The sequence below is a fragment of the Mesoflavibacter zeaxanthinifaciens subsp. sabulilitoris genome (assembly GCF_014191595.1).
GTDB lineage: Bacteria > Bacteroidota > Bacteroidia > Flavobacteriales > Flavobacteriaceae > Mesoflavibacter > Mesoflavibacter zeaxanthinifaciens.
Genome location: NZ_JACHWV010000005.1, coordinates 20,099 through 34,216 on the forward strand (window position 1 = coordinate 20,099; position 14,118 = coordinate 34,216).

Below are 14,118 nucleotides of genomic sequence, written 5' to 3' on the forward strand. Positions count from 1 at the left end.
TTTTAAGTTGCTACAAATGTATTTAAATGAGTAATAATTTCAAATAAAGAATTACTAATTTCCGAAATTATATCTAAGTGTCAAACCTGATCTAATTGTTGTTTGAGGAAATGCTGTTGAAATTGCATATTCTGAGAAAGTATAATCGAAGTAAAAAATACCTGTTAGGTTTCTACTAAAAGCATATTCTGCATTGTATTTTAATCCCCAAATGGTTTGACCGTTTGTTATTTGGTTGTTGTCTACATCTAAGTATCTAATTATTGTTTTGTTATCTCTTACAGACAAGTCTGCAGACATAATTAAATCTGATACTATTGATCGTCTTGGTCCTGCTAATTTTGATTTTATGCGTACGTCTTTAAGGCGGTAGCCTAATCCTACCGTATACTCGTTTCCTGCAATTTCGGTCATTAGATTATTATCAAAACTTAATGATAGCATACGGTCTTTTTTCATCTCTAAAAGTACTCTTACTGAGTTTTTCATCTCCATATCAAAACGGAATAATGGGCTGAACATTTCTGTTAAAGTTACACCGCTTAATAAACTTTTTGCTTTATAGTTTCCTGCTTGATCTAAAGCTTCATTTGGTTGAGAATCATAATCTACTGTAAAATCTATTGGTGTATAATCTAAGTTTGTTCTAAACTGTTGAATGGTATATGTTGAACGATAACCGTGTGTTAAAGAGAAACGTTTAAATCGTTTTTTAAACCAATTAAACTTCATAAAACCTGTGTACTTTAAATCCCAGTTTGGAATTGGTATATCTCTTAATGCATCTAATGGTGTTTTGTTAGCTCCTCTTCCTGTATATGCACTAACAAATGATGGCAATAATACTTGTTGACTTGTTTTACCAAACCCTTTTGGATAACCTTCTGCATCTAGATTTACAGGATCTGTAACATCAATTCCTCTTTGCGTGGCTAAACGTTTTGCTACTTCAATTCTATTTGCTCTAAAATCATCAAATGCTTGAGATCCATTCTCATCACTTTTACTAAATGCTGTTGGTAATGTAAATGTTGATATGCTAAAGTTACCGTAAGTATTTGGTGTTAAGGAAACATACTCGTCATTTTCTATACGATAGTTTTCTGTATAATTTTCAGCATAAGTCCTAAATCCAATTAAATCGATTTTTAAATCTTTAACCGGCTCTAAGTTTGCAGATAAATCTAACTGTTTAGTTTGGTTAGTCGTATACTGTTGGTTAAAATCTGGGAAGATGGTTAACCATCCATTTCTTGCTGCAAGATCACGCACATCTCTTTGACTACCTAATGTATAACCTAATGTTGGCTTTGATGTACCTAAAAAACCTGGTGTTTGTAAGTATCCTGGTAAGTATGTACCATTAGTTTCGCTATAAACAGCTTGTATACGTTTAATCGATGTTAATATTCCTATACCAAAGTTACCTAGTTTGGCTCCAAAACCATCTCCTTTTTTCTTTTGTTTTGCTTTTTCATCTTTATTGGCAACTGCTGGTGGTTGTGCACCACGTGACCTACTAACTCTATTACTACGTCTTGGACTTCTCTTTTTTGCTATACCCAAATATTTATACAACTTATTCATGTCTAAAGTTGAATTAATATTGTGTGAATTACCATTAGAAATTGAGTTACCTAAATCGTAGGTGTTACCATCATCTGCTGTTAGATTACCAAATAAATCAGATCCTTTTTGCCACTGGTATAACCCAGAGTAACTATACGTTGCTTTTATAAAGTTTAAGGTTGGGATTTTAGCAAAAGGAATTTCATAATTAATACCAACTTGTTGTTGTTGACGGTTTGGATCTCCAAAATCAAAGAAACCGTCCCAAACATCTAGCATAGGATCTGGTTCTCCGTTAATAATATTGTTTTTAAAATAATTACGAACAATATTGTTATTTGAAGCAGATAAGTTAAGTTGAAGTGATTTTGTAAGATTCCAGTTGATATTGTATTGATAGTCGAAAGTATAGTTTCTTCTATATAGTTCTTCTAATCCAATATTATTACCTCCTAAATCTATGTCTCTAAACTTTTGCCTATTATACTGACGGTTTAAATCTGTATTTACAGTAAAACTAGCAGGTAACACATTAAAGTTTAAATCTTTAAATAGCTTCCAATATTCTCCAGTAAATAAAGAATCATTTTTCTTAAATGGCTCAATTACTTTTGGTTCAAAATTATAAGCATAATTAACGCCTGCTCTTACTTGTTTGTCTACAGAGTTTTTAATTTCAAAATCTCTATGTTCTGTTTTGTTGTAAGAGTAGTTAAGTGTTAAATTTTCTACATCGTAAAAACGAGGTTTTGCTTCTCCTGTTCTATTTTTTTTAACTCCAATAAAGTTGATACTTTTTCTTTTAGTATACTCTTCGGATTGTTCTAAAATTTGATCACGTTCTGCATCGTCTGCAGCTTCGTCCATTCGTGTTTGAAGCTCTAAATCTTCGTATTGTTGATCAAACTTTGGTGTTACCACTTCTACTCCTTGACCATAATTAAATGGTATTTGTAACCCCCATTTTTCTGGTAATAATTGACCAATATTAACATTGGTTACAACATCATATTGTTTTACATCTTCTAAGCTACGCTCGCTAGGTCCTTGGTTGATGTCTCCAAAACCAGAAGTGCTCATTCTACCTGTAGCACTTACTGTTGCAAAGTCTGCCAAATTAGTATCTACACTCATTACGGCAGCCCAACCACCTTCGTTATTCATGTCTGAAAGTCTTAGCTCATTAAACCAAACGTCACCACATAAATTACTATTAGTTGCGTTTTTTACACCAACCATTAAGGTTCTAATATCTCCAAAATTAGGGTTACCTTTTATTGCCACACGATGTTGACCAGATACATAACCTTCAAATTGTTCAGAAAAAGGAACCTCTATTAAATCATCTCCTACAACATCATAAAAATTAGCCTGACCACTTGTTAAGGTTTGGTTACTAATAGCTAAAGCTTTTAGGCGTTGTAAAACCTCTAGCTTTAAGTTTATTTCATTTACTTCTGGCCAAAAATCTTCTGCTGTACCGCCTCCGTTGTAAACTTCTAATGGAATTTCTATTTGATAATAGTTTTGGGTTAAATCGTTACCCATTCTTATAAACCCTACCATCTCATTATCACCTAAGCCTGGTGTTTCGCCTTGACGTGCATGCATAAACATACGCAACTTTTTATATTGACGCATATCTATTGCAATATTCTTAAATACAGCTCTAGCATCTTTAGCTTTTAAATCACATACTTTAACGACTAAAGACTGCTCATTTTGCCTAACAATGGTATTGTTATTATTTAATTGTTCTGGAACTACGCTTGGTGGCGATACATAACTACCTTCGTTTTCTTGTGTACTTACTGCACCTACACTAAAATCTGTATCTTCAAATGTTGGATCTGTTGGACCGCCATCTAATGCTAATCTAAATCTTCTCCAATCACTTCTTACTAAATCTAATGTACCAAATCTAAATACTGTAGGTTGCTCAAAGCCATTTAAGAATAGTCTTGTAAACCTTATAGATCTTAAGTCTGTAATACCATTTACAGCTTCACCAGAACTTACTGGTATTCTAAATTGATACCATTTTGGATAAGCGGTATCTCCGTTTGGTAAAACTCTTGGATTACTGTTTCCGTTAACATTTTTAGTATCAACAATAAATTCGTTATCTAAGTTTAATGTAGCTGGTGTTATTTCTATTTCATATTGATAATAGCTATCAATAGTATTCATAGTATTATCACGATTAACATCTTCTACATCTGGTTGTGTTGTTGATCCTCTGTTAGTATCGCTAAAGAAATCTGGAGAGTTACCATCTACACCGTTATATTGTTTGTAACGCTCAAACAAATCGCCTTCAGCATTTAAATAATAGTTGTAGTTATCTTTTGCTGGATCTGCTATTCCTGAAAATGCTGCTGGAAAATTAGCTGCTTCTTCTGCATCATTATAACCATCAAATCCAACATCTTGATTAGTTCTTTCATCTCCTGTCGTATCAAATGCATAAATTAACGCTTGGTTTTGTGGTACTACAGACTGGTAAGCTGTTTGAGGCAACAAACTAATATTACCGTCTTGTGGTAAACCGTTTTCATATTGTTTACGTCCATCTTTTAAGATATCTTCTGAAATACTTCCAAGATTTATAAATAATTTACCTCCTGGATTAGATGGATTTTCTTGGAATGGATCTTGAAGCCAAAACTCGATATACTCAACATTAGATTGCTCAAAATCTGTAGATGTTATTTGTCTAGTTATACCTGCCCAACTCTCTTCAGGGTTTACTGTATTTCCATTTTCAGAACCGGGTTGAAAATTGTACGGACCACGTTCATCTGGATAATAAACTAAGTCTAAAGTATTAATAACTGTAGTTTGTCCTTGAGCTATATCTTGCTGCGGAAAAAGTTCGTTTACAAATACTCGGCTTGTATAAAGGCTTGACATATCATCATCTGAGATACCTGATGGTCTTTGACTTCCGTAGAAAATTGGGTCTATAGAATACCAATTTAACATTGCTCTACCATAACCATTTTCTATACCTACAGCATCAAAAGCTGTCGTGTTATTTAAATTTAAAGGTCTAGAAGATAGTGTCCAAGCTTGAGGTGATTTTAGATCAATTCCGTTTTGAGTACCTTCAAAGTCATCTATATATGCAGTAGCTTCTCCATTAAAATTAGTTCCTTTTGGTGCACCTGGTAGTAAGTATGCAAAGTCACCACGAACAGAAAAATTTGATGGTGCATCTGTATCTATATTTGGTAGCTTATTAACAAGTCTTGTAAAGAATGGAACTTCTGTAGAATAATTACCATTAAACCCTAAAATTGTATTGTTTATAGGCTCTGTAGCATAGTTTGCTTTTTGAGTAATAGGTCTTTCGTTAAGATTTAAATACGTAGCACCAACCACAAAGTTTTCGTTAAAACGATGTTCTACATTTATTCCTGTAAAACGTTTAGTTTGTTGCCCAAAGATTGAGTTATTTTCTGTCGAAACTTGAATAGGAGTATTAGAGGCTTTTAAAGCATCATCAATAATGTATACTCTACCTAACTGATAATTTACTGTATAATCTACACCTTCTACTAACACTCTTCCTCCTGCTTGTACACGTACTGATCCTCTTGGCACATTAAATCCTCCAATCGGGATACCATCACCACCAGACGATTTGTAACGTCCTTTTATTTGGAATTTATTTTTTTCGGACTCGTCTAAAGCAGCTGTTTTTGTTGCTTTATATAACAAGTCATAAACGTATTTTTCTTGGTTTGGGTTAGTGTAAGTATCTGCTTCATAATCTGCAGCATTATCACCTGGGTTACCATCATCATCTAATAAGTCGAATAAATAACGTCCAAACGGTTCTACTTTAGTAAAAACTATTTTACCATTTTCTGGTATTACAGTTATTCCTGATACAAAATCAAAAAATCCGTCTCCTCCTATTTGAGGATCATTATTAAAATTTAATTTATCAAAATTGAATAATCTTAGCAGCGTAGTTTCTTGTATAACCTCATCATCTGTTGTTGGATTATTATCTAAATCTACAGTAGGAAAAGATGTACCTTCTACTGGTGTGATATAGTTAAGTGGTGCAGCTTCGTTATAAAAAATATTAAGCTTAAAATCTTCTTGACTTAATTGATAAGCTCCGGTATCGTAAATGTTTTTCATCATTAGATCCCAAATTGGCTGCTGTACACTAGTAATACTACTTTTTAAAAGTTTTAAAACTAATGCGTTGTTAGTTACATTAGTTACTTGACCTTGAGAGTTGGTATTAACATCTGTTGCATCAAGACCATCGTTAGCAAATTCTCCTACTTGAAATACTTGCCCACCAACAGTATATTGATAAGCTACTGCTAAAACTTCATCGTTATTAAGTCTTTGATTTAAAGAAATATATCCTAATTGTGTGTTTACTTTATATTCTTGTCCTTCTATTAACTTTCTGGTATTTTCTTGTTTTGCAAAGTCGAAACCTTCGTTAAAACCAGGTATTAAAATTCCGTTTTGTACGGTAGCAATATCTCTTACTGCATCTGTTAATTGAGACATTGGCTGCCCAATAATTGTTGGATCTAAACCATTGTTTCCGTTATCCGGAAATGCGTTTGGACCTTGATAAACATTTACACCAGTATTACCTATAACACCTGTTTCTCCTAAATCTTGAAACGCTACAACGTTACGTACATTTTGCGTTTGATTACTTCTGTTTGTTACCCATACTTCTATTCTTGTAATCTGAATATTGTTATTAATAAACGGGTAGTTTTCTAATGCTTTATCATAGTTGTTACGGAAATATTGTGCTAAGAAGAAGTGACGGTTTTCATCATAATCTCTAATAAAAAAATCAAATTCATCTAAAGTTCCGCCACCTTGAGCAACTACAGATCTTGTGTCTGATCTTTGATCTGAAAACACACCTGTAATTGTTGTTTTACCAAATTTAAGTTGCGTTTTAACACCAAATAAACTTTGAGCTCCTGAAATTAATGAGTTGTTTAAAGGCATGTTAACGTTACCAACTTCAATTTTTTGAATGATATCGTCTTCTGTTGGTGTATATTCTAATTTTATTACGTTTTGAAAATCAAACGTAGACTGTGTATCGTAATTTGCATTTACTTGTAAACGTGTTCCTACTTTACCCAACATACTTAAGCTAATACGTTGGTCAAAGTCGAAAGTAAAGTTACGTCTGTTTCTTGGTGAAAATGAAGGGTTATCTTGCTTTGTAAAAAGGATACCTAAATCCATTTCTACGGATCCTTGAGGGATAAACTCAATAGTATTTCCTCCAAAAATGCTTTCAAAAAAACCTGAATTTACATAAAACTCTGGCAATAGATTTTTCTGAGCTTCTTCTGAGTTTTCTTTCTTTCCATCATAAGCATCAATCTTTTCTTTATAATAAGATTGCATGTTTTCTTTATCTACTAAAGATTGATACTCTTGTGGTGTTAAAATTATTGGGTAATTGATATTAAACTCTCCTACAGATTCTGTATAGATATATCTATCTGTTAAAGCATCATAAGTGTATTTTGAAACAATACTGCTTGGATTAGGCATTTGTATTTGCCCTAAATTAAAGCCTGTTTTGGTACTATCGGTTTCTGTTTCTGGAGTTTCTTGAGCTACAATAACAACACTAAATAATAATAAAAAAGTGGTAAATAGGTTAGTTAGTGTGGATTTATAAAAACTATGTTGAGCTGTATTCAAAATAAATTATAAATTTTTTAGTGCTAGTTTTATTATAGTTTCTACGTTGGCATCTGGTTGTTGAGCCACTATTTTATCTATAACTTTTTCGGCTTGCTTTTTAGCAAAACCTAAAACTTCTAATGCAGATAACGCTTCTTCTTTATTTGTATTGCTTTCTTTAACAGAAACTTCGTCTATATCATAGATTTTAAGAATCTTATCCTTTAGATCTATGATTACTCTTTGTGCTGTTTTTGCTCCAATTCCTTTTATAGATTGAATCAAAGCTACATCTTCTGTTGCAATACCTTCTCTAATTTGCTTTGGAGTTAACGAAGACAACATCGTTCTTGCTGTATTTGCACCAATACCACTTACAGATATTAATAACCTGAATACTTCTCTTTCTGCCAATGACGCAAATCCAAAAAGTGTATGTGCATCTTCTCTAACTTGAAGATGTGTATACAGTTTTAATGCTTCTTGGTCTGGTATTTGAGAATAAGTATGAAGTGATATATTTAACAAATATCCTACACCGTTGCAATCTATTACAACATCTGTAGGATTTTTTTCTACTAATTTACCTTGTATATGAGTAATCATAAAATAGCCCTATTAAACCCTCAAATGTAATAAAATTATTCTTACTCAAAATTACTTCTTATTCCTTAGACTTTCTTCTAGTTTTTGCTTTTGCTGAGCATCTATTACAGCTATAGCTGCCATACTTACAATTTCGTCTACACTTGCATCTAATTGTAGTATATGAGCAGGTTTTTTCATACCCATCATAATTGGTCCTATAGAATCTGCTTTATTCAATTCTTTTAAAAGCTTGTAAGTAATATTAGCTGCATCTAGATTAGGAAATATTAATGCATTTACTTTACGTCCTGCTAATTTTGAAAAAGGAAAAATGTCTTGAAGCATTTTACTATTAAGAGCAAAATCTGTTTGTAACTCTCCGTCTACTACTAAATCTGGATAGGCTCTATGTAGGTAACTTACAGCTTCTCTTACCTTTGATGCTCTTGGATTTGTTGATGATCCAAAATTAGAATATGAGGTCATTGCCATTACGGGCTCTAAACCAAACATTTTCATGGTTTTTGCTGTCATCTGAGCTATTCTAGCTAAATCTTTAGCAGAAGGATCTACATTTATAGCCGTATCACTTAAAAATAATGGTCCACGTTGTGTCATCATTAAGTTTGTTGTAGCTATTCTTGAAGAACCAGGTGCTAAACCAAATAGTTCTAACATTGGTTTTACAACAGAAGGGTAACTACGAGAATATCCTGTAATTACAGCATCTGCATCTCCTTCGTTAACCATCATAGCTGCAAAATAATTACGCTCTCGCATAATCTTTTGTGCATTAAAAAGAGTTACGCCACGTCTTTGACGTTGTTCCCAATAGACTTGAGCATATTTATTTTTTTGCTCTAACTGCTCATCTGATTTTGGGTCTATAATAGGCACTTCTGCATCAAACTCTATTTCTTCTTTAAGACGCTCTATTTCTTCTTGACGACCTAACAAAATTGGATGTGCAATACCTTCTTCATATACAACTTGAGCTGCTTTTAGTACGTCTAACTGATCTGCTTCTGCAAATACAACACGCTTTGGATTCATCTTAGCACGATTAAATAATAATCGCATTAATTTGTTATCAGATCCAAGACGTTGCATTAATTCGTCTTTATATTTTTCCCAATCTTCAATTGGTTCTTTTGCTACGCCACTTTCCATAGCTGCTTTTGCTACTGCTGGTGGTACTTCAGAAATTAATCTTGGGTCAAATGGTTTTGGTATAATATAATCTTTACCAAATGCTAAACGCGTTTCGCCATAAGCTATATTTACTTGTTCTGGCACTGGCTCTTTAGCTAAATCTGCTAAAGCTTTAACTGCTGCCATTTTCATAGCTTCGTTAATTTTTGTTGCTCGAACATCTAATGCACCTCTAAAAATAAATGGGAAACCTAATACGTTATTTACTTGATTAGGATGATCACTACGTCCTGTAGCCATTATAATATCTTCTCTAGTTGCTATTGCTAAATCATAGGCTATTTCTGGATCTGGATTTGCCATAGCAAATACAATAGGGTTTACAGACATTGAACGTAACATATCTTGATTTACAATATCTGACGTTGATAAGCCAATAAAGACATCTGCATCTTGCATTGCTTCTTCTAATGTATTTATTTTTCTATCGGTTGCAAACTCTGCTTTTTGAGCTGTTAAGTTATCCCTATCGCTTCTAATTACACCTTTACTGTCTAACATGACAATGTTTTCGCGTTTTGCTCCAAAAGCTTGATATAGTCTTGTACATGAGATAGCAGCTGCACCTGCACCACTTACTACAATTTTAACTTCATCTATCTTTTTTTCTGCTAACTCTAAAGCATTTAATAATGCTGCTGCAGATATAATAGCAGTACCATGTTGGTCATCATGCATTACTGGAATATCCAGTTCTTCTTTTAATCTACGCTCTATTTCAAAAGCTTCTGGCGCTTTAATATCTTCTAAATTTATCCCTCCAAAGGTTGGAGCTATATTTTTTACGGTTTGGATAAATTCTTCTACATTTTTTGTATCAACTTCTATATCAAATACGTCAATGTCTGCAAAGATTTTAAATAATAAACCTTTACCTTCCATTACTGGTTTTGAAGCTTCTGGACCAATATCTCCTAATCCTAAAACTGCTGTCCCGTTAGATATTACTGCTACTAAATTTCCTTTAGAAGTATATTTATAGGCATTATTTTTATCTTTTTCTATTTCTAAACAAGGCTCTGCAACACCTGGTGAATATGCAAGAGACAAATCTCTTTGAGTTGCATATTTTTTTGTTGGTACTACTTTAATTTTTCCTGGAGTTGGCTTTGCGTGATATACTAAAGCTTCGCGACGTCTACTTTGTTTACTCATAAGGATATAATGTTTCTGCTTACGCGGAATTTTTTTAAGTTTAAATTGAATTACAAATGTAAGCTATATAATTGTTTGCTTAAAATTAGTGTATAAAAAAAGCCACCTTTAATAGGTAGCTTTTCATAAAATTATGAATATTTTTTTTAAAACTTAACATGATTAGGTAAACCTCCAACGTGTTGAAGTTTTTGTTTTGCTATTTTTTGAGCAAAATCAACACTATCCTCTAAATTTTTATTATTTAATTGACTATATAAAAAACCTGTCCAAAAAGCATCACCAGCTCCTGTTGCGTCCTTAATATTTTCTATTTTTAAGCTTGCTTTTTCTACTAACTCTCCAGACTTATCAGATACCACAACTCCTTCACTTCCTTTTGTTAAACATACTACTGATGCACCTAAAGAATGAAAATAATCAAAAATAAATTGGTCTTTTTTATCTTCTTTAAATAATCGCTTACAATCATCTAAACTTAATTTTACTAAAGGATCTAATTTTAAATATTCTTTAATTACAGAAATTGCCTCTTCTGTGTTTGGCCAAATTTTTTCAGAATAATTTACATCTATACTAAGTGACAATCCTTTTTCTTTTGCTTTTTTTGCTTTATTTAGAATTGTTGTTCTTGCCGGATTTTTACTTAACGCAAAACAAGTTGTATGGTAAATTTTTGACGACTCTATTAATTGTTCTGAAATTTGACTTTCATTTATATGAAAATCTGCTTGTCTAAATGGTAAAAAATCTGGAGTTTCTGTAGATTTTGACACTAAAATGATAGATGTTGGATACTCTTCAGTTTTATTTAATGCACTTACATCTACATTGCTTTTGGTTAATTTATCTTCTACAAAACGTCCTAATCCATCATTACCACAAGTAGCAACTAATGCAGATTTTAAGCCTAGCTTTACTGCATTTACTGCAACATTTGTAGGAGATCCTCCTAAGTATCTTTTATATGCGCTTGTTGTTTGTACTGTTTTATTAGCTTCTTCTCCAATAAAATCTAACAATACTTCACCAACGCATAAAATATCTATAGTTTTCAATTTAAATAAATTTTATTTGTTGTTTTATAGACTGAGTAAGTAATACAGATGCTGCTGCGCTCCATGCGCAATAAGGCACTCCGTTAGGTTCTGTTGTTTTAGTATTAAAGTTTTCGTAAAACTTATAATCTTCAACTTGATTAACTTTATCTATATTTTTAAGTATTTTTTTTGCTTGTTCTGTTTTTCCTTGTTTAAGTAGTCCTAATCCAAAAAAACCATTAACCATTGCCCAACTACCACCGTTATGAAACTCGTATGGGTAATTTCTAAATTCATATTTACAGTTATCTTTAAGTAAATCCCAATGTTGATCGTTTGGTTTTATAACTGGCCAAAAAGCAGGTAGCAAACCTAATTTTGTAGATTCTGCTAATTCTAAACTGTAATCTATTAGTTTGTTTTTAAATTTTTTATCTCCAAAATCTAAAATTAACAGCAATGCATTTGCAAACGCGTCGTAGTTAGTTTTATATCCTGATGGTGAGAATGAGCATGGTAAAAATGAATCTATCTTTATTGCATTATAGGCACGATCATGAAATTTTTCTTTATTAGAATTAGGAAAAAAGTTTGCTTTAATTTGATTTTTTATTTGAATAAGCTTATTACTTAAGCTTTGATCGTTTTCTAAATAATTAAAAGATTGTATTGCCCAATACCTTAATAGTTGGTCGTATAAGACATATCCGTCGGTAATATATTCGTCAGCCCAATTACCCGATAACGGAATATACATTAGGTGTTTATTATTAAATTCCCAAGCATTTAAAAGCTGTAATACTTTATATATTTTTGGTTTTAAATCATTAAAAAAAGCAAAATCATTTGTATAGTTAGCGTATTGGCAAACACCAATTACAAACCAAGTAGCAGCATCTACACGACCTGCTAATCCACCATAACTTACAGATTCATCTTTTTTTAAAACACCTACATTAGATGGTATTGTACCTACTTCGTGTTGATGCTTTGCTAGTGTAAGTAATGTGTTTTTAAATGTTTTTATTAACTCTCTATGTCCAGAAGCTAAAGCAGATAAACCACATATTACTCCATCTCTAGCCCAAACACGTTTATAATTTGAAATATCTTGAGCGCTTGCAACAAATCCTTTTTCTGTACTGCATTTTAAAAGTAACTCTATGGACTTTTCGTAGTGCATATATTAAGCTTTATTTTTTGTTTTAATAATTAATGTTAACGCAGCACTGATAACCAATAGTACTGCTGCAAAAGTTATTGCGTTTCTTGGATCATTACCTAAAAAGTGTTTAAGTATGTATCCAAACGACAATGTTTGAATAATCATTGGTATAACTATCATCATATTGATAATTCCCATATAAACTCCGTATCTTTCTTTTGGTATGTCTGATACAACAATTAAATAAGGAATACCCATCATACTTGCCCAGCCAATACCAAATCCTGTTATTGCCACAAACAATAAATTTTTATTCTCTATAATTGGAAATGCAAAAAAACCAACTGCTGCTACAAGTAAACAGATAGCATGTACATGTTTTGGTTTTATTTTTTTTGTTAGATATACTAAACCAAAAGCAACTAAAAATGTTATAATATTATACCAGCCGTTAATTAATCCTGTCCAACCAACTGCTTCTGCATATGCATCTGGATTAGAACTTGGTGTAGCATTCCAGACAGAAAGCGCTACACTTTTTGAAGAATTTTGCCAATAACAAAATAATGCATACCACTGAAATAGATATACTAAAGCTAATTGCCACATTACTTTTGGCATATCTTTGATAGCTTCTATTATCTCTAATAATGGATGAAAAATTCCTTTATCATTGCTTCTTATTAACTCTAACTCTTCTTTTGTTGGTGGATCTTCTTTAGTCTTACTCATACTCCACAAAATAGATCCGATAGAACATATAGATCCTAAAAAGAAAGATGCATAGACCCATGAAGGTAATGAACCTGTGGTACCAACTATAATTAAAGGAAAAATAAATAAAGATAAATTAGCTAACGTCTGTCCAAATCCTGTAAAAAAGCTTTGCATTTGAAAACCAAGTGGTTGTTGCTCTTCGCTTAATTTATCTGCAATCAAAGCACGGTAGGGCTCCATAGCAGTATTGTTACCTGCGTCTAAAATCCATAACAAACCAGCAGCCATCCATAATGAACTACTAAACGGAAAAGCTAACAAAGCTATACTACATAATATTGCTCCTATTAAAAAGAAAGGCTTACGTCTACCTAACTTAGGATGCCAAGTCTTGTCACTTAAAGCACCAACTAATGGTTGTACAATTAAACCTGTAACCGGTCCTGCCAAATGTAGTATTGGGATTTGATCAGGACTTGCTCCTAGAAAATCGTAAATAGGTGTAACTGCGCTTTGTTGTAAACCAAAACTGTATTGGATTCCGAAAAACCCAACATTCATATTTAGTATTTGCCAGAAACTTAATTTTGGTTTTTTTAGCATTACGTTTATTCTTTTATCTTATTTAAAAAATCTTCAAACTTAATGTTATTTGTAAAGATGTTTCCGTTTTTATCTATTACCGGTATCTTTAAATCTGAAACACTTATTTTTTTTTCTCTTAGTTTATTAAGCATTTCATTTAATGCTTTTTCATTTTCATCAATATCATAGTACGTATACTTAATATTGTTTTTATTTAAAAATGTTTTTGTATCCAAACAGTAATGGCAAGTATCACTTCCATAAACTATTATTACATCTTGAATATTATTATTTTTAAATTGGTTTTGATCTTCAATTACACTTGTATTGAAAAGAAATATTAATGAAAAAAAAGTATTTAGAATTATTGTTTTCACAGTAAGCTTT

Annotated in this window: 7 protein-coding genes; all 7 read right to left on the bottom strand. The window is 32.1% G+C overall.

Annotation, left to right across the window (positions count from 1 at the left end; all coding sequences use genetic code 11):
• Positions 1-54 precede the first annotated feature (54 nt).
• Positions 55-7,287, bottom strand: a complete 7,233-nt coding sequence (gene sov, locus FHS04_RS08365) for a T9SS outer membrane translocon Sov/SprA (RefSeq protein ID WP_106677470.1) — start codon at positions 7,285-7,287, stop codon at positions 55-57.
• Between the two features lie 6 nt (positions 7,288-7,293).
• Positions 7,294-7,875: a Holliday junction branch migration protein RuvA gene (ruvA, locus tag FHS04_RS08370; RefSeq protein ID WP_027879445.1), complete on the bottom strand. Its 582-nt coding sequence runs from the start codon at positions 7,873-7,875 to the stop codon at positions 7,294-7,296.
• Between the two features lie 51 nt (positions 7,876-7,926).
• Entirely contained in the window at positions 7,927-10,224 is a 2,298-nt protein-coding gene (locus FHS04_RS08375; RefSeq protein ID WP_106677469.1) for an NADP-dependent malic enzyme, read from the bottom strand.
• Positions 10,225-10,370: 146 nt separating this feature from the next.
• Complete coding sequence (locus FHS04_RS08380; protein WP_106677467.1) at positions 10,371-11,282, bottom strand: carbohydrate kinase family protein; 912 nt, start codon at positions 11,280-11,282, stop codon at positions 10,371-10,373.
• A 1-nt stretch (position 11,283) separates the two neighbouring features.
• Positions 11,284-12,447, bottom strand: a complete 1,164-nt coding sequence (locus FHS04_RS08385) for a glycoside hydrolase 100 family protein (RefSeq protein ID WP_106677465.1) — start codon at positions 12,445-12,447, stop codon at positions 11,284-11,286.
• A gap of 3 nt (positions 12,448-12,450) precedes the next feature.
• Positions 12,451-13,749 (bottom strand): MFS transporter, encoded by a 1,299-nt coding sequence (locus tag FHS04_RS08390; RefSeq protein WP_027879449.1) that lies wholly within the window; start codon positions 13,747-13,749, stop codon positions 12,451-12,453.
• A gap of 5 nt (positions 13,750-13,754) precedes the next feature.
• Complete coding sequence (locus tag FHS04_RS08395) at positions 13,755-14,108, bottom strand: glutaredoxin family protein (RefSeq protein WP_181256108.1); 354 nt, start codon at positions 14,106-14,108, stop codon at positions 13,755-13,757.
• Positions 14,109-14,118 lie beyond the last annotated feature (10 nt).

Bases quoted from the DNA above. Each gene is read 5' to 3' on its own strand.
- ruvA (WP_027879445.1), bottom strand. From the start codon at position 7,875: ATGATTACTCATATACAAGGTAAATTAGTAGAAAAAAATCCTACAGAT.
- FHS04_RS08390 (WP_027879449.1), bottom strand. From the start codon at position 13,749: ATGCTAAAAAAACCAAAATTAAGTTTCTGGCAAATACTAAATATGAAT.
- FHS04_RS08375 (WP_106677469.1), bottom strand. From the start codon at position 10,224: ATGAGTAAACAAAGTAGACGTCGCGAAGCTTTAGTATATCACGCAAAG.
- FHS04_RS08385 (WP_106677465.1), bottom strand. From the start codon at position 12,447: ATGCACTACGAAAAGTCCATAGAGTTACTTTTAAAATGCAGTACAGAA.